Source organism: uncultured Acetobacteroides sp. (assembly GCF_963667355.2).
Lineage (GTDB): Bacteria > Bacteroidota > Bacteroidia > Bacteroidales > ZOR0009 > Acetobacteroides.
Genome location: NZ_OY763328.2, coordinates 3,294,867 through 3,320,485, shown reverse-complemented (window position 1 = coordinate 3,320,485; position 25,619 = coordinate 3,294,867). Strand labels below are relative to the sequence as shown.

Sequence of the window (25,619 nt, the reverse complement as noted above, 5' to 3'; positions counted from 1 at the left end):
TTACTACTTAAATTTATTAATGATTATCTTTTTTGTTCTGATAGTTGTAGCGGGGCTACTAAAACAAGAGGATATTATCAACTTTTTCTTCTTGAACAGTACTGCCAATGTTATACGGATGCTTTTTTCAATTCCTGTATTTTATTTGTGGTTTAATTGTTTGGTTATATGGAGTAAGTACGACAAGCGAATTGGTCAATTTTTCCTGTTGTTTTTTTTAATCGGTACTTACAGCCCATTTTATTTCAAGAAACACATAAGAACTGGGATTGGAGCATAATTTAAAGTCATTTGTTTTATACGCGTAGCGCGGGCTACCACCAACCAACTCGATAAGAACTAAACGAAAAGAGGCGTTGCATGCAACGCCTCTACAAGTATTCTATACAACCTTACGGTGCGGTTTACCTATCCTCAATCCCCAGCATATCCATCAGCCCGTTGATAAAGGTGAGCGGATGGGCAGGGTTACCAGGCACGTACAGGTCGATGTGATTCGCCTCGACGAACGAGCGATCGAGGGCTGGGCTACCAGCAAAGAGTCCTCCGCTGATGGCATCGGAACCAACAAGCACCACCACCTTAGGATCGGGCGTAGCATCGAAGCACACCTGAAGGGCTTGGGCCATATTCGCCGAAACAGGTCCGGTGATAACCACCCCATCGGCATGGCGGGGCGAGGCAACGAACTCGATACCGAGACGCCCCATGTCGAAGTTAACGTTGCAGGAGGCGTTTAGCTCCATCTCGCACGAGCCTTCGCCCCCGGCAGATACCTGACGGAGCTTAAGAGAGTTCCTCAATGTCTTGCGGATTTCGGGACGGATAGATGAGACATCCAGCCGAATGGGCTTATCCTCCCCTGCCCTCACGATAAGATCCTCGCGGCGGTTGGCAGCAATCCTAAAGTCGTTGGTAAACTGTATGGCCGTTGGAAAGGCAAACTCGCACTCGCGGCAGAAGACGCATTTGCCCAGATCAATGCAGAGCGGCGCTGAACCGATTGCCCTGCTGGGGCACATGTCCACCAGCGCATCCACATCGGCCTGTGGTACGTCGAGGTTAATAACAGGACGGCCCCTAAACAACGGGGTAAGCGTTGCACCACGTAAATCTTTTACGTACTGGATTCCGTGGTCGCGGAGTATTTTGAGTTCGTCGAGCATGACTATTTCTTTTTTAAACACAGAGGCACTGAGATACAGAGAACACAGAGTTATAACTTCTTCTAACTCCTTTAAAGATCGTTCCCGCAGTACGAGAGGTTGAAACTCTTGTTGCAGATAGGGAAATCGGAGATCTCCTGATCGCGAACGGCTAGCGCTAGGGCAAACCAGCTATGGAACGATGGATCTTTCACCTTATAGTGATCGATAGAGCCTTCGGCGTTGGTTGTTGCCACGTGGCAAATCTCGCCACGCCAACCCTCCACCAGCGAAATGGCGAACGCGTTAGGAGCAAACGCCAAGTCAAAGTTTGGAGTAGCAGATGCAGCCTGATAGTAGAACTTGTCGAGCATCTCTAGCACCCGGTCTATGGACTGCACCACCTCGTCGGCACGCAGCTGTGCACGGTCCATTACATCGCCCGAATCCATTACAATAGGTTCGTGCTCCAGATTCTTGTAGGCAAGGTAGGGATTGCTCTTACGGATATCGCGATTAAGGTTGGATGTTCGGGCAGCCATTCCAACGGCACCAATGCCGCGAGCCTGCTCGGTGGTAACAATTCCAATCCCCTCGAATCGGCCAAGCACGGAAGGAAGCGAGAAGAGCCGTTCGGTAAACTGCACGTACTCGCGCTTTACCTTACTCATGTTCTTCACCACCTCGTTGCGGACATCGGCAGTAAGCGGATAGCGCGTTCCAGCAGGACGAATAATTCCCTTGCCAAAACGGTTGCCACACCAGAACTGCGTAGTATTAATGGTTACCGTGCGCAGCGCCTCGCAAACCACCTGCCCCAACTGATAGGCAACATCACCACAGAGGGCAGCGGTATCGCCAATGTGAATGGCAATACGCTCCATCTCCTGAGCAATCACGCGCTCCTGGGCAAGACGCTCATCGGCCTCTACCCCAGCAAGCGCTTCGGCAGCAAGCGTAAAAGCCAACCCATGCGACACGGCGCTATCGCCTGCTATATTTTCTGATAAAATAGTCTTTCGAAGAAGCGAAGAGCCATCGGCCATCAAGGTCTCTACGCCACGATGCTGATAGCCCAGCTGAATCTCGAGATGCAGCACCTTTTCGCCATTACAGATAAAACGGAAGTGACCTGGCTCGATAACACCGGCATGGATGGGGCCAACGCCCACCTCGTGCAGCTCCGTTCCCTCTATCCTATAAAATGGGTAGGAGTCCATCCACCCTGCATACGAGCGGTTGTACGGATAGCGAACAGGCTTAAGCCAAGGATGCCCCTCGAAGGTAACCCCAAAGTTTTCGGCAATCTCGCGCTCGTAGATGTGCATTGCTGGAATAGCGACCGTAAGCGAGGCCAGCGTAGCCTGTCCTTGGTAGCTATAGCCATATATTAGGATGTCGCCAACCCCATCGGAGAGGCAGATGAAGCAGGCCAACTCGTCATTGCAAGGCCTCGCGAAGTAGCTAACGCAACGACAATCGGGATTACGAAGGATATGTACCGTTTGCTCGAAGAATGCGCCATACTCCAGCATGGGAATATCGGCGAGCTTAATGGTTGCAGGATTACCTTTAACCCTAGCGTACTGATGATACTGGTTCATATCCTACTTTATTGCTTCGTTAATAAGGTTCATCACAAATCCATCTTTAAAAAAGAAGACGTAAAACGCCAATCCAACGAGGGCGTACTGAACTACCGTAAGTCGGATGGAGAGCTTAAAGCCGGTAGGCTTAACCGATTCCTTTGCATAAAGGATGGATAGCAGCTTTTGTACGATGGCGTAAACGCAGAATAGCAGCACCAGCACAAGGACAATGAAAAGCCCCCAGCACTGCTGCACTAGCATGGTTTTAAAGATTGCCAGCTCCGAAACGAATAAACCCGACGGAGGAAAAGCTACAATACCCAGCGTACCGAGCATTAACACCAGCGCCCCTGCCGAGTAGTGCTTAATGTAGCCGCCCATCTTCGAAATTTCGTAGGTATCGAAGGTGTTGCGCACCTGCCGAACTTGAAAAAAGAGCGCTGACTTTAGGAACGTATGGGCAATGATATGAACAAAGGCTGCATAGCGGGCAACGCCTCCAATGCCAAGAGCAATGGCAACCAACCCCATATTCTCGAGGGTTGAGTAGGCCAGCAGGCGCTTTAGATTATTTGACTTAAGCAGGTAGGTTGCCGCAATTACCACCGACAGGATACCCGAAAGAATAAGCACGTTACATGCCCACTGCCCAACCACGGTTCCATCGAGGATGTTAAGCAGCCTGTAGATAGCCACAAAGCCGCTATTCACCATCAAGGTAGACATTACAGCCGAAATTGGTGGAGGAGCAATGGTGTTGGCATCTATGCCAACGGTATGCATGGGGAAGAGCTCCATCTTGGTACTAAAGCCAACCAGCACAAATAGGAATGCAATACGCAGATAGGCCGGATTGGCGCTTACGGCAAGCACCTCAAGGCTCTTATACGAAAGAGGAATATCCCCAGAATGGGATACAATGGTTCCCAGAAAGAGTATACCCATATAGGCAAGCGCAATACCAATGGAACTAACAAATACGTACTTCCAGGTAGCCTCTAGCGCATGCGTGCTTCGGTGATGGTAGATGAGCACCGACACGGTAAGCGTGGTGGCCTCCATAAAAACCCATAGCACAATAAGGTTATTCGATAGGTAGACACCTACAAGCGAGGTAAGCAAACCAGTGAGCCCCGAGATGTAAAGAGGAATTCCCCTGTCGGACTCGTGTATCAGGTAGTAAAAGCTGTGGATGTAGGCAGGAATGGCAACCACAACCAGCAGCGTGAGCATTATAGTAGCAGTACCATCGAAGGTAAAGTAGGTTAGTTCCGATTGTCCTTTGCTTGCATAGGCACGAATCAACAGCGCAACAAGGTTGGCAACAAACAAACCGGAAAGCACCTTGCTAACCATAGGTTTCCGAATAGAGAGCATCAGCCCCACTAAAGCAACAGATATGATAAAAAAGTACAGCATTTCCTAATCCTTTAGCGATGATAAATCTTCCACATCGGGGTCGTTCAACCGTTTCCCGATACGCGAAGCAAAAACTCCCAAAATTAAAATGCTGGCAAACAGGTCGAGCAGGATTCCGACGTTAACCAAGAACGGCATCTCGGAACCAACGGCAAGCGAAAACATGAACACCCCATTTTCCAGCACAAGAAACCCCACCAAGTGTGGAAATATCTTCTTGTGGGTGATTACCAAAATCAACCCGGTGAAAACCGCAAACAAAGCGGTAATCATAAATATCTTTTCGATGCGCCCGATCTCGAGCATATCGCCTAGTACCACGCTAACTCCCATAGCAACCAACACCAAAAGCAACGAGTAGAATGCAGGAACAGCCTTGGTGTGCACCTTGGCAACCTTCATCTTTTTAACGATGCTCCGAAGCAGAAGAGGAACTGCAATAGCCTTGAAAATAAGTGTCTCGGTAACCACAAATATTAGCGATGCTAGGTCGTTGGCACCCGAGAGTTCGGAAAATGCCAAAAAGAACAGGAGCACCCCCTGCAAAGCAACAAGCTTAAGGTAGGCGGCAAACCGTTCGGCAATTGAGATGTACATCAGCGTTACGCCAAATAGTACTATAATAGCGAGATTCATGCGTTATGCTATTTTTTGCATTAGAATAAGAGCCACAATTAGGCCTAGCAGACCAATGGCCGTAAGCGTAAGCAGGTATTGAGGGTTTTTAGCCATCTTGTTACGTGCCCTAAACGATTCGAGAAATCCTACTAGAATAGCAAACCCAACCGTAATTACCCCAAAGTAAAGAAACTGATAGCCGACCTTCCATGTTGGAGGAATAAGCATGTTGGCCATTAGCATGGAGTAAACGCCAAACTTGAGCGATGAGGTAAGGTGGATCAAACCGAGGTCGAAGCCCGAGTTGTCGAGGATCATTACCTCGTGCACCATGGTAAGCTCCAAGTGCGTTTTAGGATCATCGACAGGAAGACGGCTATTCTCCACCATGGCAATAAGAATTACGAGGTAGGCAAAAAGAGCACCAAGCAACAAAGAGTAGTCGCCTACGGTATTAAATGCCCTAAAGATTTCGGTAAAGGAGGTGTAGCCCGTCATCATTGCCAAAACCCCCATCATTACGAAGAGAGCAGGTTCAACGAGTAGAGCGTAGAGTGTCTCGCGGTTGGCCCCCATTCCCTCGAAGCTGCTGCCCGTATCGAGCGCTGCAATAATCATAAGGAAGCGCCCCAGCGCAAGCAGGTAGGCAAAGAAGACAAAATCGCCGCTAAACGAAATCAGCGCGCTGCCACCCGCAAATGGGATAACAAGCATTGAGGTAAGCACGCAGGCAAGACCAACGGTTGGCGCAATACGAAAGATTGCACTTGTGGTAGTGCTGTAAACGCTACCCTTACGAAGTAGTTTCACGATATCGCGTACAGGCTGAACAATACGTGATCCCTTACGCCCCGAGGCTAAGCTTTTGGTTCGAGCAATAATACCCGGGAAGAAGAATGCTGCAACTATAATGAGTAGATATCCTATCATCCTAAATCATCTTAAAGTAGGTTAGCACAAAAATGGCCACTATAAACAGCAGCGCATAAAGCACGTAATGCTGCACATGCCCCGTTTGCAGAATGGCAGCCCTTCGGATAAGCTTCTGAAGCTTATTGGCGGGACGAACCGTAACCATATCCTCAAAGAGGTCGTTGCTCCCCGTCTTAAAGCTGGTTGCATGAGGAAAGAAATCGGTCTTTTCGAGCGGATCAAAATCTTTAGTAACCTTTACCAACGGTTTAGATATAGATATCAAGCTATCAGCATACGAGGTAGAGGTGTACTGCTGAGTAGAGTTAACGGCGGAATAGCCACATCCCCAGGTAGGCCCTTCGGTAATGACCACATCCTGCTGCACCCTTTTTCTAGCAAAAAATATAATTGCAATAAATCCTACAAACGCCAACGATATCCAGGTAATGCTGCTGGTTGTATGCAGCACAGGCTGTAAAAGTTCTGGAGATGCAGTTACCTGAGGAAACTGAGCAACAACAGGAAGAATAAGCTTAATGGCAACCGTTGGAAATAAACCTATCATCACTATCGCAGCAAGAAGGATATACTGAGGAACAAGCATCCAACCGGTTACCTCCTTAACGTGGTCGATTGGCTTACGAGGAACGCCTAGGAACGCAATTCCCACCGCCTTAGAGAAGGCAAAAACAGCCAATCCTCCAATAAGCGCTAGCACCATCGATGAGGTAATAAGCATAATGGTTTCGCGAAGCGACTGCCCTGCTAAGCTGCCGAACATCCCTACATATATAAGGAGCTCCGAAATAAATCCGTTGAATGGAGGAAGCGCACAGATAGCCATTGCTCCAAAAATAAAGAGGAATGATGTATGCGGCATCTTTTTAATAAGTCCACCCAAATCGTTCATGTTGCGGGTATGCGTTGCCGTGTACACCGAGCCTGCCCCCATAAACAGCATGGGCTTGAATAGCGAATGGTTTACGATATGCAGCACGGCACCGGTAAAGGCCAGCAGCGACAGCTGCGGATACTGAATATGAATTCCAATAAAACCTAAACCAAGTCCAATACCAATAATGCCGATGTTCTCGATGCTACTATAGGCAAGAACCTTCTTCAGATCCTTTTGTACGATGGCGCTAATTACCCCCCAAACACCAGTAAGAAGAGAAACTAGCAGCAAAATCATGCCCACCTCGAAGTACTGGTTGCGCATGGCAAATAGCACTCGGATTATTCCGTAGATGCCCATCTTAATCATGATGCCCGACATGGCACCCGATACGTGCGATGGAGCAGCAGGGTGTGCATTCGGAAGCCAGGTATGTAGCGGCACAAAGCCAGCCTTCAGCCCGAATCCTAAGAAGAAGAGCAGAAATACGGGAATCCCATTATTTAAGGTGAAGTAGGACGCTAGCGCATCAAAACCAAAAATTCCAGTTTTTGCATAGGCAACAACAAATCCGGCAAGGATAAGAAAAAAGCCTACGTGCATCTGAATAAGGTACGATATACCAACCTTAAACGTTTCGCGCTTCTCGGCCTCAAACATCACCAGTATAAAGGAGGCAAGCGTCATGGCTTCCCAGGCGGACAGGAAGGCAAACCCTTCGCGAAGGGTTACTACCAGTAGCATGGAAACCTGCAGCCAAACAAGCGCAGCACCATGAAGGGCCAACTCGCTCCTGTTCTTTGTTGCCAAATAAGGCGCCAAATACCCCTTCGAGTAAACCGAAGAAAGTACGCAAACTAGATTAATGGCAGCAACAAATAAAAACGATAACGGGTCTATCGAAATAGGAGTACCACCAGCCAAACACCCCAAATACGAGGCTGTGGAACCAAACCCTAGTGCGCTTACCGCTATAGCAACGGTATAAAATGCCACAATCAGCTGGATAGAAATCGTAATGGCAAACTGCCGTCCTTTGGGTAGAAAGAAGCTGATTAAAGGCAGAAACGCAGCTGAAATTAGAAAAGAAATGCTCATCAGATGTTTCCTGTCGAAGTAATGCCGCAAAGGTAAGGAAAAGCCCTTGAATAGGGATGCTATTTAGATTGCTTTTAGAATTTACACGAAACTTGAGCCACCATGCAAATGGTAATAAACAAGTTAACCGAACAAAAAAATAACAAACTATTATTTTGAATAAAAACTTCATTTGTCAGATCTATTTCTAGGGAGTAACCTCTCACACCTTCTCTCTATAATCCTACCACTACGCCATACCTTAACTATAAAAAGCACTTATTTTAAAAACAACAACGCCTATCAATTAATTTAGGTTGTACAACATAAATTTAACTCAAAAAAAACTCTGCTTTTGTTGCCTGAAAAAATGTCAAGAATATACTTTTGACCTTGCGAAGAAGTTGTAACTAACAAACGCACTATGAAAAAAATAACCTTACTCAGCATGGCTTCGTTGCTACTTCCATTGCTATCGTCAGCAAGCGAAGCCGATCTTAAAATTCCTGACCTGTCCGCCGGACAGAACACCCTACTTGGCTGGGGTTTTGTTGTTTGCCTTTTGGGCTTAGCCTTTGGCTTCTACCAATTCTTGAAGGTAAAGAAGGCCCAAGCGCACAAGTCGATGCTCGATGTTTCGAACGTAATCTTCGAAACCTGTAAAACCTACCTCATCCAGCAGGGAAAATTCCTCGTTTGGCTGTTTCTGATCATCGCTACGTGCGTTACCTTTTACTTTGGGTACCTTCAGGAAAAAGGGGTTGGCGGTGTTGCGCTAATCTTGGCATGGACCGTTATCGGTATCCTTGGGTCGTATGGCGTTGCCTGGTTTGGCATCAGAATGAATACCCTTGCCAACAGCCGTATGGCCTTTGCCTCGCTGGAGCGTAAGCCGCTTAAGCTGCTTCATATTCCGCTAAATGCAGGAATGAGCATCGGGGTGGTTCTTATCTGCATTGAGCTTATCATGATGCTTATCATCCTTACACTGATGCCTCGCGAGCTGGCTGGCGCCTGCTTCATCGGTTTTGCTATCGGTGAGTCGCTAGGTGCTTCGGCGCTTCGTATTGCCGGTGGTATCTTCACCAAGATTGCCGATATCGGTTCGGACCTGATGAAGGTGGTATTCAAAATTGGCGAGGATGACCCTCGTAACCCTGGCGTAATCGCCGACTGTACGGGCGATAACGCTGGCGACAGCGTTGGACCTACCGCCGACGGTTTCGAAACCTACGGCGTTACCGGCGTTGCGCTGATCTCGTTTATCGTTCTTGCAGTAGGCTTTGTTCCTGGAATCGACGAAAGCACCAAGCTTGCACTTCAGGCAACCCTGCTAACCTGGATTTTTGGCATGCGCATCCTGATGATCGTTACATCAGTATCGGCATTCGGGATTAACAACCTGCTCAGCAAGTCGCTCTACAGTGATACGGACGATCTCGACTTCGAGAAGCCGCTTACCAACCTGGTTTGGATTACCTCCATCCTATCCATCATCGCAACATTTGCGGCCAGCTACTTCCTTATCGGTCCAGCATCGATTGTGGATGCGCAGTGCCACAATGCTTGGATTATCCTATCGATCATCATCAGCTGCGGAACCCTTGGCGGCGCCATCATCCCCGAATTCACCAAAATCTTTACCAGCCCTAAATCGGCACACGTACAAGAGGTGGTGAAGGCCGGTAGAGAAGGCGGCGCGTCGCTGGTTATCCTTTCGGGATTTGTTGCCGGTAACTTCTCGGCATTCTGGAAGGGAATGGTATTTATCGGCTTGATGTTTATCGCCTACTACGCTAGCACCTTCGGGCTCGATCAGTTTATGATCTACTCCTCGATTTTTGCATTTGGCCTGGTGGCCTTCGGTCTTTTGGGCATGGGGCCTGTTACCATTGCGGTTGACAGCTACGGGCCGGTAACCGACAACGCTCAATCGGTGTACGAGCTATCGCTCATCGAGGATCTGCCTAATATCGACAAGGAAATCGAGAAGGACTTCGGCTTTAAGCCCGACTTCGAAAAGGCCAAGTACTACCTAGAGGCTAACGACGGTGCCGGAAATACCTTTAAGGCTACCGCTAAGCCAGTGCTTATTGGTACGGCTGTGGTAGGTGCAACCACCATGATCTTCTCGTTGATCCTGGTTATTAAGAACGTGCTTGGCGTAGAGCCAGACGCTATTCTTAACCTGCTTAACCCTTGGACCATCCTAGGGCTGATGGCCGGCGGTGCCGTGATCTACTGGTTTACGGCCGCATCGACCCAAGCGGTTAGCACCGGCGCCTACCGTGCCGTTGAGTACATCAAGCGCCACATCAACCTCGACCCTAACGCCGAGAAGAAGGCATCCATCGAAACCTCGAAAGAGGTGGTGAAGATTTGCACCCAGTACGCCCAAAACGGGATGTGGAACATCTTCCCTGCCGTATTCCTGTTTGCCCTGGCATTCGCATTCATCTCGGGCAGAGAGATTGTTGGTGCCGATCCGAAGGTGGCCTTTGCAGCGGCATCGTTCTTTGTGAGCTACCTGATTGGTATCGCCATCTTCGGCCTATACCAGGCCATCTTCATGGCCAACGCCGGCGGCAGCTGGGACAACGCCAAGAAGGTGGTTGAGGTTGACCTCAAGCAAAAAGGAACCCCTCTACACGACGCTACCGTTGTGGGCGACACCGTGGGCGACCCATTTAAGGATACCTCGTCGGTGGCCATCAACCCCATCATCAAGTTTACCACCCTGTTCGGATTGCTGGCCATGGAGATTGCCATTAGCGCCGAGTTTAGGTCGGTAGCTCCATACGTGGGGATCGTCATGTTTATCGGCGCCCTGTACTTCGTTTGGCGCTCGTTCTACAAGATGAGAATCGAGAGCTCGTCGGACGAGGATAAGCAGGAGGCCTCGGGCAATACCTCCGCGAAGAGCAGCCAAAATGCTACGGTGCTCTAAGCGCATAGCCAAACTACCATATAAGAGGTGGCCCTTGTAGGCCACCTCTTCTTTTTTGCGGTAGATTCATCTAGGAGTCAACCTATGCGGTAGAGCTGCGCAGCGGCTGCCGCACCTCCACCACTTTGCGCCACTAACAGCCCCAGCTTAAATTCTTGCTTCCGGGGAATATTCACGGAGCTGTGTCTACCTTTTTTGGAAAATATCGCACCTTCTGCTCAGAATGTCGCGTCTGCTGATAAATATATAGCGGCTACTGATCAAAATGTAGCATCTGTTGATCGACATGTAGCGTCTGCTGATCAAAACATAGCATCTTCTGATCAAAATGTAGCGTCTGCTGATCAAAATATAGCATCTTCTGCTCAAAACAGGGGGTATTGGAGCTGCGATACGGGCTAATTAGGGCGCTGGGAGCCATGGGGGCAACGGGAGTATTCGCGTAAAAGGAACTACCCCGAGGGCTGCGCGGGGGTGTTTAGCCGAATGCCCTTCGTGCCCGTGAATATTCCCTAAAAACCTTCGACGACGGCGGTTCAGCTGATAGATAGCTCTCTTTTCAGCACCCACTAAACAACGCAGGGGCTGCCCCCTAAGCGGAGCAGCCCCTTTATAAGTATCCTATCAGCTAAAGCCTATTCCTGAATGAGCTCGGTAACCCTATCCACCAGGTAAACGATGGACATGTAGGGAACCTTTCCGTTGGTGGTTAGCCCAATCTCGCAGGTGCGGCTGTTGGAGAAGCCCTGCTTAACGTTGGCCCGCTCGAGCTGTGGGCGAAGCTTGCGCAAGGCGTAGGCGTTCACCTCGGGGTTGGTGAATCCCTTATCGCCGGCAAAGCCGCAGCAGCCCACCTCCTCGGGCACCATCACCCGGGTGGAGCAGCGCTTGGCCAGCCCAATGATGGTATCGCGCAGCTGCATCTTGGTGGTCGAGCAGGTGATATGGAGCGCCACCGGCTCGTCGACGGGTGTAAAGCGCAACTTATCCACCAGGAAGGTTTCGATGAATTCGGCGGGCTCGTACAGCCTCATCGACTTGATGCAGGCCCGCATGCGGTATAGGCAGGGGCTTTGGTCGCACAGTACAGGGTACTCGCCGTTGTTGCTGGCCTTCCAGAGCGAATCCTCCAGTTCCTTAGTTTTGCGGTCGGCAATATCGGGCATCCCCTTGCTCTCCCAGATGGTGCCGCAGCATAGCGCCTCCATATTTTCGGGAAAGATCACCTCGTAGCCAGCCTTGTTGAGCAGGCTCACCATCTTGGTGGGCAGCGGCGTTTGGCTGGGGTCGCCCTTAGCCGTTCCCATGGTTTGGTTGATGCAGCTGGGGAAGTACACCACCTTTAGCGCGCTAGGCTTCTGCACCGCAGGCCTTACCTTGTTGCTCTTGGGCATCGAAGGCGTCCAAAGCGGAATGCCCGCAGCCTTATGCAGCGTGCTGGTTACCGCCCCCAGCGCCGACGATCCCATAACCGTATGCGCCGCATTGGCAGCGGCAAGCACCGGGCGCAACGCCTGCTTGATACCCTCGAAGTGGATGGCCGCGAAGTCGCCCACCTTCCAGGCAAAGCCGCCCTGTGGGATGTTGGCCTGGCGCACATCGTGGGTAAGGTGCCCCGTGTTGATGCCCATCGGGCAGCTGGTGGCGCAGAGGCCATCGCCGGCGCAGGTGGCATCGCCCAAGTAGGCGTATCCCTTGCGCAGGTCGGCCAGCAGCGCCGCATTCTCGCCCGTACGCTCCAGCCTCGAAATCTCGCGCTGCACCACAATGCGCTGGCGCGACGAGAGCGTCAGTCCGCAGGTTAGGCAGTTCACCTCGCAGAACCCGCACTCGATGCACCTATCCACATGCGGATTGGTGAGCGGAAGCGGCTTGAGGTTCTTTATATGGCAATGGGGATCGTCGTTAAAGATAACGCCCGGATTGAGGATTCCCTTGGGATCGAAGAGCGCCTTGATGCGCTTCATGATGGCGAACGCCTCGCCGCCCCACTCGTACTCCACAAACGGAGCCATGTTGCGGCCCGTGCCGTGCTCGGCCTTCAGCGATCCCTTGTACTTATCCACCACCAGGCGGATAACATCGCCCATCAGCGCCTCGTAGCGGTCTATCTCGCTTTGGCTGTCGAAGCTTTGGTTGATGATGAAGTGGTAGTTACCCTCCAGCGCATGCCCGTATATTACGCCATCGGCATACCCATGCTTGGCGATGAGGCCCTGCAGCTCCACCGTTGCCTCCGGCAGATTCTCGATATGGAAGGCCACATCCTCGATGAGGCACGACGTGCCAACCTTTCGCATGGCGCCAACCGAAGGGAAGATACCCGAACGGATAGCCCAAAGCTTGCTGTACTCCCGCTCGTTGTCCAGGAAGTCGACGGGCATCAAAATCTTATAGCTTTCGATGATGCCCTTAATCAGGGCAACATTTTCCGCCAGCTCGTGCTGCGACTCTGCCTTCGTCTCAAACAGCACGGCCGTTGCCGATTCAGGTAGCGTCTTAAGGTGTTCCGGCATGCCGGGTTTATCCTCCACCGACCGTAACGCCAGCCTATCCAGCAGCTCGGCACCAATAACAGGCTCCTTCTTTAGGCGCTGAATGGCTAAGCAGGCCTCCCGTATACCGTCGAAGTACACCATGGCGCTGGCCCGGAATGGTGCCACCTCCTCGGTAACCACCGTAGCCTCCTCCAAAAACGCCAGCGTCCCCTCCGATCCCACCATCAGGTGGGCGATGATGTTGAACGGATCGCTATACGTAATCAGCGGAAGAATATTCAGCCCGGTAACATTTTTAATGGAGTACTTGTAGCGAATCCACTCGTGGAGCTTTGGGTCGTCGAGTATCAGCTTCCGAAGCGCCAGCAAGCTGCTGCAAAAGCTTGGGTAGCGGTTATTAAACTCCTTGCGCGACTCCTCGTCGGCCGTATCCAATCTAAACCCATCGGGCATGATGATACGAACCGAGCGGATAACCTTATCGCTGTTGGCATGCGTACCGCAGTTCATCCCCGAGGCGTTGTTCATAATCACCCCGCCCACCATGGCCGACTTGAGCGAGGCAGGATCGGGCGAAAACTTACGGCCCAGCGGAGCAAGAATCTCGTTTACCCGCTGCCCCACCAATCCGCACTGCATGGTAATGGCAGAGGCATCGGAGGCAACCGAATACTTTTCCCACTTTTTACCCGCAACAACAAGAACAGAATTGGTTATACTTTGCCCCGAGAGGCTGGTACCGGCAGCCCTAAACGTAACTGGGATGCTAAGCGCCGCAGCACACTCCAAGATGAAAGAAACTTCGTCGGGAGTTTCTGGAAAAACGACCACCTGAGGAATCTGACGGTAGAAGCTTGCATCCGTTCCCCAGGCAAGCCGTTCAATAGCCTTAGTGGTAATATTTCGGCGCTTTACCTTCGCCGATATCTTCTGAACAAAAGCCCTGTGGGCTGCATCAATGGTTTCCATAATAGTAAAGGTGGTGAGGTTGATAACGCTGATAAAAGTATAAAAAAAGAGGATGCAGATAAGCTGCATCCTCTTCTTTATTATTCTTAAAAGAACCTACTACCAGCCCTGAGTTTGGGTCAGAGTAAAGCCCTTTGCTTTATACTCTTGAATTTCCTGAACACCAACAGGAGATAGATAAACTCTATCAGTGAAAGGATCACGAGGCTGTACGTTGATAAGCTTAAAGAAACCTACCATCTTATCCCTATTTGTTTTATCATAGGTAATCTCAGTACCATCAGCAGTACGAACAATCAGTTTTGGACCATTAGGCTTTGTGTACTGTGGATCATCTAGCCAAGCCTTAACGTCGCTATCATTATTAAAGTCCACCCAAGTTCCAAACATTGTATCAGGATACTTTATGTTATCCATGTAGCTAATCTTAGCCCAACGCTTGATATCAAGCAAACGAGGGAACTCAAAAACGAATTCCATGCGACGCTCACGACGGATTTCCCAAAGAAGAGGAGAAACATCAGAGTCGCGATCTGGATCGTTTGGAATCATAGAGATGTCAAGTGGTGCTGTTTGATGAACACCAGCCCTTTCTGCATCTGGATCCAAAGGTCTTTTACGTATTTGGTTAATAGACTCGTTGATATCCGTTTGAGAGCAGGTATAGCTTCCGCCATAAGTTTGAGCAAGTTCAGCCTTTGCCTCAATCCAGTTAAGCAAAATTTCTGCGTAACGAATTACAGGAGCATCATTTTCATTCACAGCCCCACCATATTGGCTAGGACGGATTCCATCTTTATCCCAGAAAGAGGCACCCTCGCGACTAATAAACTTATCGCTATAAAGCAATGTAGCCGATTTCTTTTCAGGGAAGCAGAAGAAGGTCGCCTCAAAACGAGGGTCACGGGTTTTTGCTAACTCAGAAAGCTTAAAGTCATTCGCATTTGCAAGAGAAGATGTCTTGTAAGGCTGACCATCGTTACAAACAAACGCTTTAATAAGCTGAAGATTTGCGGCCTTACCCTGTCCTTCGTAACCATTAGCATATGAAGCAACAGAGTGAGTTGTCATTGTTGCGGTATAGTTACGATAGAAGATAACCTCTGGGTGACCCTTTAAATCTGGAGAACCAAACAAAGAACGGAAATCGCGAGCACACTTGTACTTATTCGAATTCTTAACTACATCTGCTGCCTCTACGCAGAATTTCAGGTATTTCTCTACACGGTCAACATTATCAATGCTCTTAACCTTGTGATACTTTTCCCATGTTCCTTCAAATAGCATAATGCGCGAAGCAATAGAAGCAATCACATACTTATTTACATACTGAGAACTTCCATTATCCAATAGGTAAGAATTATCAATGGCATACTTTAGGTCGTCGTAGATGTGATCCATTACCACCTGACGGTTGTCACGATCTTTGAACATTTCTGGCAAATTGGTTTCATCCACTGGCTTGTCGAAGTAAGGAACATCGCCAAATGAAACTACAAGGTTATAGTAAGCGTATGCTCTAAAGAAGCGAGCTACAGCCATCCAATGCCTATAGGCAGCATCAGAATTTCCAACAACAAGATTCTTCTTGTACTGATCTACGCGTTGAATCATGATGTTGGCCTTGCGCACCCAACCAAAATTCCACGTCTCTCCGCTATACTGGCGATACCAACTACCTCCTGCAAGACCTGATGGAGTATATGAATTACCTACTGAACCAGGAACATTCGAAACAAAGTTTTCTTGTTTTGAACTCGACGATAAATCATCGTTAAAGGTATACCCTGTAAGAGGAGTATAGTTAACCCCATACCCTGAGTTGTACCCGGTAAAAAACCAAGTATAGAAATCGACACTATAGGTACGGAAGTCGGTTTCGTTTCTCCAAAAGCTGTCGTTATCCTGCACCTTATCCAGCTGAGGACGATCAAGGAAATCCTCACATCCCGTTGCTGTCATAAGAGCTACTGCAGCAAAAATTGCATATATATATCTTTTCATAGTTGTTACTGTTTTAGAAGTTTAGTTGAAGACCAACAGAGAAAGTTCTAAATGAAGGAGTACTTATACCTGCACGTCCTGCCTGATAGTTGTCAACAGAGAGCAAGCCTTCACCTGGAATCAATTCTGGGTCAACAGGAGTTCCGCTTAAATGATCCCAAGTATATGCATTCTCAACCGATGCATAAAAACGAGCTTTCTGTATCCAAGCCTTCTTTAGTAGATTAGCAGGTAATGTATAGCCTAAAGTTATATTCTTTACTCGTAGGTACGACATATCTAGCAGATAGCGGTCCTGAACCTGCATGCTATAACCACTTGTGCCGTTACCTAAGCTGTATGGACGAGGATAGTAGGCATTGATATTTTCGGGAGTCCAATAATCAGTACAGAATCTTTCGGCCATAGCACCATCAGCGGTGTTAAATCCGGCAAGAGTGGTAGATGAGCTACCCCACATGTCGCGCTTGCCTACGCCTTGGAAGAATATAGAGAAATCAACCCCTTTGTAATCGGCTCCTGCACGGAAGCCATACTCGTAACGAGGAGTAGAGTTACCTATTACCTCCTTATCGCCATGGCTGCTAACCGTATTATCGCCATAGGTAATTTGTCCATCTCCATCGAGATCCTTAAACATTACATCACCGGGCATAAACATAAAGCTATCACTTTGTAGGTAGGCCTGATAAACTGGATTATCGCCTTTAAGTTTGTAAGCTGTTTTACCAGCATTCTTAGCACCGTTTGCTTCTGTTAATGTAATTTTAATCAATTTACCATCAGCAGTATGCTCAAAATCGGAATCTTGGTATAGACGGTTGGCACGGTATCCCCATATTTCTCCATATGTTTTATCATTGTACCATCCGCTAATGCCTGTTGCCGAACCGAATTTGGTGATCTTAGTGGTAGCGTCAGAGAGCGTAAACATTCCATTAATGCCAATTCCATTTGCAAATCTGTGGTTGTAGTCAACAGACAACTCCCATCCTCTTGTTCTTAGATTACCATAGTTTCCTGCAGGGGCGGTTGTTCCGTATGTATCTGCAATTCCGTCAGCGCCAACAATCATATCCTTTGTGTCGCGTTGATACCAGTCGAATGTAAATCCTAGCTCGTTGTTAAGGAAACGGGCATCAATACCTAAGTCTAGCGTAGCAATTTTCTGCCAAGATATATCGCTAGCTACTGCAGTTGGCGCAGTTACAAAGTTTGTTTTCTTCCCATTTTCATCCAACCAACTCGATTGTGTAATCTTTCCAAGGTTCGATCGGTAAAGGCTATTAGAAACCGTTTGGTCACCAATTTCACCGTAAGAAGCTCTAAACTTTAAGCTGCTAAGTACAGGCTTAGCCCACTGCATAAATGATTCTTCGCTTGCACGCCATCCTGCCGAGAATGATGGGAACCAGCGCCATTGCAAATCAGTAGGGAACTTCGACGATCCGTCGTAGCGTAGGTTGGCCTCCAAAAGATACTTACCCATCAAATCGTAGTTAATACGTCCAAAGAAACCAAGCTGCGACTCCCAAGACTTTCCACCACCTGCGGTTTGGGTACCAATTGCGTTACCAAACTGTACATTATTTAAATCGGTAAGAGATGTAATCTTTCCCCAATGGTACTCTTCAACGTAAGAAACACGGTTAACACCAGCCATAAACTTAAACGAATTCTCGTCGTTTAACTTAAAGTTGTAGGTTGTATACGCATTGAATGTGTTACGCTGAGAGTTTGTTGATTGACGATTAATGTTGTCAATACCAGAACCTACATCAGTATAGGTTTTATTTACCAAATCGTATGCTTGCATAGCTCCAGGTTCAGAGGCAGCAACTACCTTACCATCGCTATTTACGTAAACGTTACTACCATCGGCAGCTTTTCTTGCAGTTGTACCACTCCAGGTATCAGCAGCAGTAAAACGAATGCCAGGACATAGCCAGTTGTACTCCTCATTAGCATGCGAGTAGTCAAAATCTGCAGTCCAATCCTTGGAGAAATTTAGGTGAAAACCTAAGTTTATGTTGGTATAGTTCTTTTCCTGCGTAGACGTATTTGCCTGATGGAACTCTTCGGTAGGGCTACGAAGCTCGTTACCATTCTCATCATTTCCGATTGGATATTGAGGTCCCCAACGGTATAGGTAGTACCAAGGGTCAATAGCACTTGTTGTTGTATTAGGATAGCTTTTGGTGCGCTTTGAGTAAATAGCACCTGCATTAAAGGTAATGTACTTATTAAACTGGGTGCTCAATCGGAGAGAAGAATTGTAACGAGTAAAGTTGTCTTTCTTAGCAACCTTATTCATACCATCCTGGTCCAAATAGCCCAATCCAATATTATAGGTAGTAGTACCGCTCTTCCCATTTAAAGAAAGATTATGCTCCTGCGAAGGCGACCACTTTCTTATCAAATAATCGTAAGCGTTATAGGTACGAAGACCGACCTTCTGTCCTGCAGAATTTTGGTACCAGTCGCGTCCATAAACGGTAGGATCATCGCTTCCAATCTTTCCGCCATAGTTCTTCTGCCAATCCTTAGCCTTGGCTAAACCTTCCTCGGTAACCTTATAGAAAGCACCCGTAGAAGTAGCGTCAACATTCTTAGCCGCAATCAAGGCATACTCCATTGCCTCTATGCCACCCATGTTGTACCCCTTTTCGGTATTTTGCCAAGACATGTTGGCCGAGTAGGTAACATTAACGGCATCACTCTTCGCCCCCTTCTTAGTAGAGATAAGAATAACACCAAATGCAGCCTTAGCACCATAAATAGATGCAGATGCGGCATCCTTTAGTACGGTGATAGACTCAATGTCGTCTGGGTTAACCAAGGTAATGCTGGGGATTTCTACGTTATCCATCAAGATTAAAGGGGAACTCGAACCATTGAGAGATCCAATTTGTCCACGTACCTTAATCTTAGGATCAGATCCAACTTCAGCACTTGGAAGCACTACGGATAAACCTGCAGTTGTACCCTGTAAGCCACGCCCCACATCGGCAATTGGTCGGCTATCCAACGTCTTGTTAATGTCAATTGACGTTACAGCACCAGTTAGGTTTGCCTTCTTCTGCGAACCATAACCAACTACTACCACCTGCTCCAGCGATACGTTATCGTTCTCCAGAACAACGTTAATTGCATCCGACTTCGTCACCTTAACTACAGTAGGCTTGTAGCCAATTGCCGAAATCGTCAGGTTCGACCCTGCAGGAACCTCAAGCCTAAACTTACCTTCGATGTCGGTAACCGTTCCGGTTGTGGTTCCCTTAATAGCAACGGAAGCACCAATCACTGCGTTCTTGGTTTGGTCGAGGACCGTTCCGCTTATCTTCACCTTCGCGGCCTGCTGTGCTACAATAGCCGAGCTGGCAGCAAAACTTGTCCCGGGGTTGAACATTCCGAGGAATGCCAACGACCCTACGATTACTAAGCACCTCTTTGCTCGAGAGATAGCTAGCGTGTATTCAAGTCTTTTCATTCAATATTATTTAATGGTTAGAGCAATTCAAAACTAGTTACCGTTTCAATTCTTTACAAACATATTCTTAACAGCACTAACATCTGTTAATCTTTTTTTTCATCAACCCGAAGAAGAAAAATCATACGGCACTGTTATCTTGCCAATTACAGATGTGCAACAATGTGCAAAGAAAGCGATATTGAAGATTTTTTTTTATGTACAAAAATCCTTTTTAGCTCAATAAATGCCTATTGTTACTTCTTCGTCCGATCCGTAAAAAAGATATAACCCGCATTATAAACCTTTTACAGCAACATCATGCTATTCAACATGTACGTTCTACTCCAAATAATCGTAATATTTAACATCGCATTTTGCAATACATCCTTTTCTTTTCGAACACCCCCATTAAAACGCACCAATTCCCTGCTGTTTTTTCTTTTTTTTCACCACCCCCTGCATTATTCGCGAGCTACCGCACAGAACAAATACAAAAACGAACAAAACACCTGACATGCGCACTGCCGTTGCAACTGCCGATTGTAGGATTTCAGGTTAAGACAAAATGGTTGTTAGCATGTTAAGCATCAACCAGCGCTAGCCGACTGCCCACTATTCGCCCTTCTCTTTAGCCATAGCACTACCTTAAGAGATAGCGCATTTGTAGAAATGCATAAACCGTTGCATCAATCGCTTTACAGCCAAATGCGCTTCTAAAAAAAGGCTCCGCACTGTACGGAGCCCTTGCATTCACACCTAACTAAAATATTAAGTCGCTAGACTTTATCTAGCTTAACCAACAATTTCGCCATTTCGCTGCCATCGACGCTGATCTCCACCGTTTGGGTTACATAGCCAACCTTTTCGATGGTTACCACGTAGATGCCTTCGGAAAGATTTTTCACAAAAAAGGCTCCCTTATCCGCCGTTTTCTTTACCAGCACCTTTTTGCCTTTTGCCGATGCCTCTGCGCCGATTACGCCTTTGGGGGTAAAGGTAACCTTGACCCCTTTTATGGCCTCGCCGCTTTTAGCATCAACAACATGCCCCTTAAGCGCAAGGGTGGTACCGCCCTTATTTACAATTTTTCGGTTATTCCGGTAGGCCGAGTAGAAACTTGGCTGGGTCAGCCTCACCACATCTACAAGCACATCGAGTTTTCCCATGATGTTATCGTTCTCCACAAAAAGCGCGTCGAGCTGGGCAGTTATCACCTTCATGTCGGTGATGCTCGTTCGTACTGTGGGAATCGCTGCCAAGAAGTTGTCTGATAGCTGCTTCAAATCGGATAGCGCCTTTTCGGTAACGCCATAAACCGCCAAGTCTTTCAGGTGCTCGTTAGCCCTGTTGCAAACCACCTGCACCTTAGCCGGAATGCTAGCCTCCCTCGATCGGCTAAAATCAGTTTCATTATATGAGACCTCTTTCTCCAGCACCTTGTTGCCAGACATTACCGCGCAAGCCTTTAACTTACGAACCACATCGCAGGTATTAACGACCAACTCCTTACGCAGCTGCTCCTTAATATCAAATAGCCCCGTAATATTGGCTTCCTGCTTTCCCTTGTTTAACTGTATTTGCTTAACATTCTCCTGCAAAAGCAAGAATATCGCTGGAAAATTGGGGATAGCATTCGCGACTGAAATGTTTTTGTTGAAAAAATCGAGGAGCGTTAACGCCATTGCTAGCTTTCTTTCCTGTTTAGTATTCATAGTGGTTTTGTCTTTAAATTAACCGTACAAAGCAATATTAATTATTTTTTCACCAATTGTTAATTTTTATAAATCTTTTTTCACAAAACATACCCGCTTTTTTATTAATTATTCATAACATGCGTAATTGTACGTTTTATTTTTACGTTTTTAATTTATACAGCTATATAAAGGACGAATTCTACTTCGTAAAGTAGCAGGTCATCTTTTAACATTTTGAACTCTATAATGAATAGAATGGGTAGTAGGCAGCGATTTGATTTTTATTCCTTCATCAAGCGGTGACAGAAGGTGCGGAGATAGGAAAACGCAGAAGTGCATCTATAATAATAGGTGTCGGTATACGAATATCGCGTTTCGACCTCCTTGAATAAGCGTTTCGGGGCAGGGATGCATTGTATGCATCTCTCGAAATTATATAGTTTTAGTTTAAAAGCGAATCATTTGACGTGACTTTGCCAACATTTGCCAGACATGTTAAATTGTTTGGTTGTCTTTGCCAATTGTTCGCCTGTCTTCGCCATTGTTTGACTGACATATTGTATTGTTTGAGTGTCTTTACCAATTGTTTGCCTGTCTTCGCCATTGTTTGACTGACATATTGAATTGTTTGGGTGTCTTCGCCAATTGTTTGCTATGCTATCCATCATTTGCCTACACCAAGCTATACAAAGTTGATACGTATACCATTTTGCATACCGTCTCCTACGCTTAGCCAGCCTCGCATAAAAAGCTGCATTGCATTCGCCTAGTGGCATCAAGCCATCGGCAATGCAATGCAGCACATTGTGGGTAGAACGAGTGCAGTAGCCACTCGTTCTACCATAATATCCTAGATACCAAACATCGGTCCGCAGCGCCAGCGCTACTTAGCGGATAGCTTAAATACCGATCCCTCGATGAGTGAGAGCCAAAGGTCTCCAGCCTCATCAATGGTAAATGCGTTAACCGACGACATGCCAACCTTCTCGACCCAAATGAGCTTATGCGAGGCCGCATCGACGGCAACCACCTCGCCCTTTCGGCTACCGAGGTAAATAATGCCCTTATGCTCCACAATGGGGCAAGGATTATGCTCGTAGCCAATGCCCGTGTCTACGCTCCAAAGCAGCATAAACTTCTCGGCGCTGGGCTCTACGGCTATCAGCATTCCATCCATCGTTTTGGCGTAAATTGCCTTCCCATCAGCCGATGCCCCCATCGACTCGCGCACCTTATACTCGTTATTGCGCCATAGCTGCCTTCCCGTATTGGCTTCGAGCGCAGTCATAAACCGATCGGGAGCAACCAGGAACACCGTTTTGTCGGTAGCAAAGAGCTGCACGTTGCCCGGCGAAAGCAGATCGACCTTCTTGCCGTTATTCCACGACCACTTGGTTTGTCCCGTTTGCTTATCGAGGCAGTATAGGTTGGTATCCCAAGTTCCAAAGAGCACCTTATCGCCAACCACCAGCGGAGCCCCCTGCGAGTACGAGCGAGGAAGCGCGTTACGCCAAGCCACATGCCCATTTTTCACCTCCACCTTCAGAAACTCCTTCGACGATGCCACATAGGCAAACTTCCCCTCTAGGGTAGGCGTGCCCACCGCTATTCTATCCGTCTTCAGCTGCCATAACACCTTTCCGCTCTTCGCGTCCAGCCCGTACAGCAGCCCATTCACCGTGCCCAGCAGCACTACACCTTTATATATGGTAGGATGTGAGTAAATCGAACCTTCCAGCTGCCGCGTCCAGGCAACTTTCCCGTCCTTTACGCCAATCCCCTTTACCTGACCCAGCGAGTTGGCCAGCACCAGCAGATCATCAGCCCGCTCCACCCCGTTAAACACCGAGGCATCATCCTGGTAAAAGCGGGTGAGATGGCATAGGCTGTCTATCTTCACCTGCTCCTCCGACGACTTAATGCCGGAGAGGTTGTTGCTAGCCAGCGACAGCGCAACTCTTCGCACTCGTTCCGCGCCAATCAGCTTTTCGTAGAAGAACAGCGAGTCCTGCCCTACCTCCACCTCGTTGTAGCCAAAGGTCTTTCCGTCTCCCGAGGCATTAGCACGCCCCATGATGCCTGGAATACCGCTAAAATTCATCAGCTGCAGCTTATGCCCATGCCCACAAAAGGCTACGGCAGCCCGATTAGCCTTTAGCACCGAGGTCACCATGGAGAAGTTGCTAACGCTCTCGTCAAGCGGATAGTGCGCAAAGCTAATAACCTTCATTCCAGGCTTTAGTTTCTCGGCAATCTGCTGTTTAAGCCAAAGAATATCCTCGTACTTAACAAAGCCATCGCCCATCTTCATGTACGGACCGCAGGGAAAGCCAACGTATAGGAATCGATCATCTGTAAATGCGAAATGATCCTTTCCCCACAGCTCCGTGAACGTTTTACAACCGCTTTCGCTCCAGGTTGTTTCGTGGTTTCCAGAAATGATGTAGTAGGGTACTGTCAGCCCATCCAATATACTCTTAACGTTGCGCAGCTCCACGTCGCTCCCCTGGTTGCTCAGGTCGCCCGTAATAAAAACATAGCTGAACTTATCTTGGTTAATTTCCCTTACAATTAACCGAAGTGTGGAATCATTTGCATTACCCGGAACAACATGCAAGTCAGTGAGTAATGCAAAACGTACCGATTGCGCCTCAGCAGCAGCCAAGGCAAACAATAGCACTACAAACAAGGTTACTTTTCTCATAGTAAAACGATTAACTATTATGTTTAAAGGTGGAGGCAAATATAGCTAAATATATAGGGGCGAATCATCGCTTAGAATTTAAGTTATCTTTGTTTTAGTCGATTTACGCCATGCTCAACCCCGCAAACCCAAGGTCTTCTCGGTTGGCAGCAGCGCAAAACGACCTTCACAAAAAACCAAGAGTAGAAGCAACAATTAAAACACAAATAACAATGAATAAAAGACTTAACTGCTTTATTCCTGCCGCCGATCTTGCACAGGTAGAGAGCACTGTAAAAGCCCTTAAGGCATCCGAACTCGTAAAACAGGTATACCTTCTCGTTACCGAGCAGGCTAACTTCGATGCGCTGGGATGCCCAACCATACAGGTCGACTCGCTGGTATCCAGCAATACCGTAAAGGCAATTGCCGCCCATGCCGACACCGACTACTCGCTAATCTACACCAAGTACACCACCCTCGAACTGGGCTACTTCGCCCTCGAGCGCTTCCTCTTCCTTGCCGACAGCTCGGAAGCAGCCCTAACATATGCTGACCACTACAAAGTTGTAGACGGCACTCGTAAAGCGAATCCGCTTATCGCATGCCAAGATGGTAGCCTTCGTGACGATTTCGATTTTGGCTCCGTTCTCATCTACAACAGCCAAATTCTTAAGCAAGCGGTAGCATCTTCGACCGAAGACTACCCATTTGCAGGAATGTACAACCTACGTCTTGCAGCGTCGTGCCTTGGTTCTATCCAGCACATCAACGAGTACCTATACACTGAGGTGGAAAATGATACGCGCAAATCTGGCCAAAAGATTTTCGACTACGTCGATCCAAAAAACAGAGGCGTACAAATCGATATGGAAAAGGCTTGCACAGCCCATCTTAAAAAAGTTGGCGCTTACCTCGAACCTATCTTCACCCCTATCCAATTTGATGCTGTAAACTTCCCCGCCGAAGCTTCGGTTATCATTCCCGTATTCAACCGCATTAGAACCATTAAGGATGCAATCAAGTCTGTCCTAATTCAAAAGACAAACTTCAAGTTCAACCTTATTATTATAGACAACCACTCCACCGACGGCACCACCGAGGCCATTAGGGAGTTCAACGACCCACGTCTAATCCACATCACCCCCGAAAGAAAAGACCTAGGTATTGGTGGATGCTGGAACGCAGGGGTTCACCATCCCGAATGCGGTAAGTTTGCCGTTCAACTCGATAGCGACGATGTTTACTCATCGGAGAATACGCTACAAACCATGGTTAACGCCTTCTACGAGCAGAATTGTTCGATGGTAGTTGGCACCTACAAGATGACCAACTTCGATATGGAGATGATTGCCCCTGGTATCATCGACCACAAGGAGTGGACACCCGAAAACGGACGCAATAACGCGCTTCGCATCAACGGTCTTGGAGCGCCCCGTGCCTTCTACACCCCAATGCTTCGCGAAATTAAGGTTCCAAATACCAGCTACGGCGAAGATTATGCCCTTGGCCTCTACTTCTCGCGCCATTTCCAAATTGGCCGCGTTTACGATGTTGTGTACAACTGCCGTCGTTGGGACGACAACTCCGATGCATCGCTAGATGTAGTGAAGATGAACGGGCACAACCTATATAAAGATCGTATCCGTACCTGGGAACTTCAGGCACGCAAGCAGCTAAACAAGAAGAAGTAG

General features: G+C 47.9%; 13 protein-coding genes. 2 read left to right on the top strand and 11 right to left on the bottom strand.

Annotated elements, in window-relative coordinates; all coding sequences use genetic code 11:
* Positions 1–404: 404 nt before the first annotated feature.
* The 6 genes from ACHZA1_RS13710 to ACHZA1_RS13685 all read right to left on the bottom strand — a co-directional run bounded on the left by ACHZA1_RS13710 (position 405) and on the right by ACHZA1_RS13685 (position 7,679).
* A complete protein-coding gene (locus ACHZA1_RS13710) occupies positions 405–1,166 on the bottom strand; it encodes an NADH:ubiquinone oxidoreductase (protein ID WP_320052427.1) in 762 nt (253 codons plus the stop codon).
* Between the two features lie 71 nt (positions 1,167–1,237).
* Entirely contained in the window at positions 1,238–2,749 is a 1,512-nt protein-coding gene (locus tag ACHZA1_RS13705; protein WP_320052426.1) for an NADH-quinone oxidoreductase subunit C, read from the bottom strand.
* A 3-nt stretch (positions 2,750–2,752) separates the two neighbouring features.
* Positions 2,753–4,153: a proton-conducting transporter membrane subunit gene (locus ACHZA1_RS13700; protein ID WP_320052425.1), complete on the bottom strand. Its 1,401-nt coding sequence runs from the start codon at positions 4,151–4,153 to the stop codon at positions 2,753–2,755.
* A gap of 3 nt (positions 4,154–4,156) precedes the next feature.
* A complete protein-coding gene (locus ACHZA1_RS13695) occupies positions 4,157–4,789 on the bottom strand; it encodes a hypothetical protein (protein ID WP_320052424.1) in 633 nt (210 codons plus the stop codon).
* 3 nt (positions 4,790–4,792) lie between these two features.
* Positions 4,793–5,701, bottom strand: a complete 909-nt coding sequence (locus tag ACHZA1_RS13690) for an NADH-quinone oxidoreductase subunit H (protein ID WP_320052423.1) — start codon at positions 5,699–5,701, stop codon at positions 4,793–4,795.
* 1 nt (position 5,702) lies between these two features.
* On the bottom strand, positions 5,703–7,679 hold the full coding sequence (locus ACHZA1_RS13685) for a proton-conducting transporter membrane subunit (protein ID WP_320052422.1): 1,977 nt from the start codon (positions 7,677–7,679) through the stop codon (positions 5,703–5,705).
* A gap of 403 nt (positions 7,680–8,082) precedes the next feature.
* On the opposite strand from ACHZA1_RS13685, the gene ACHZA1_RS13680 reads away from it, so the two are divergent.
* Positions 8,083–10,605, top strand: coding sequence for a sodium-translocating pyrophosphatase (locus ACHZA1_RS13680; RefSeq protein ID WP_320052421.1), 2,523 nt, complete (start codon positions 8,083–8,085; stop codon positions 10,603–10,605).
* Between the two features lie 635 nt (positions 10,606–11,240).
* Here ACHZA1_RS13680 and ACHZA1_RS13675 read toward each other — a convergent pair.
* From ACHZA1_RS13675 to ACHZA1_RS13655, 5 genes are all read right to left on the bottom strand, one after another.
* The gene (locus ACHZA1_RS13675) at positions 11,241–14,072 is read right to left on the bottom strand and encodes an FAD-binding and (Fe-S)-binding domain-containing protein (RefSeq protein WP_320054922.1); all 2,832 of its coding nucleotides are present in this window, start codon (positions 14,070–14,072) and stop codon (positions 11,241–11,243) included.
* A gap of 99 nt (positions 14,073–14,171) precedes the next feature.
* A complete protein-coding gene (locus ACHZA1_RS13670) occupies positions 14,172–16,076 on the bottom strand; it encodes a RagB/SusD family nutrient uptake outer membrane protein (protein WP_320052420.1) in 1,905 nt (634 codons plus the stop codon).
* A 13-nt stretch (positions 16,077–16,089) separates the two neighbouring features.
* Entirely contained in the window at positions 16,090–19,566 is a 3,477-nt protein-coding gene (locus ACHZA1_RS13665) for a TonB-dependent receptor (protein WP_320052419.1), read from the bottom strand.
* A gap of 758 nt (positions 19,567–20,324) precedes the next feature.
* Entirely contained in the window at positions 20,325–21,260 is a 936-nt protein-coding gene (locus ACHZA1_RS13660; protein ID WP_320052418.1) for a carboxypeptidase-like regulatory domain-containing protein, read from the bottom strand.
* Between the two features lie 865 nt (positions 21,261–22,125).
* A complete protein-coding gene (locus tag ACHZA1_RS13655) occupies positions 22,126–23,946 on the bottom strand; it encodes a PQQ-binding-like beta-propeller repeat protein (protein ID WP_320052417.1) in 1,821 nt (606 codons plus the stop codon).
* A 212-nt stretch (positions 23,947–24,158) separates the two neighbouring features.
* Between ACHZA1_RS13655 and ACHZA1_RS13650 the strand changes: the two genes are divergently transcribed.
* A complete protein-coding gene (locus tag ACHZA1_RS13650) occupies positions 24,159–25,619 on the top strand; it encodes a glycosyltransferase family A protein (protein WP_320052416.1) in 1,461 nt (486 codons plus the stop codon).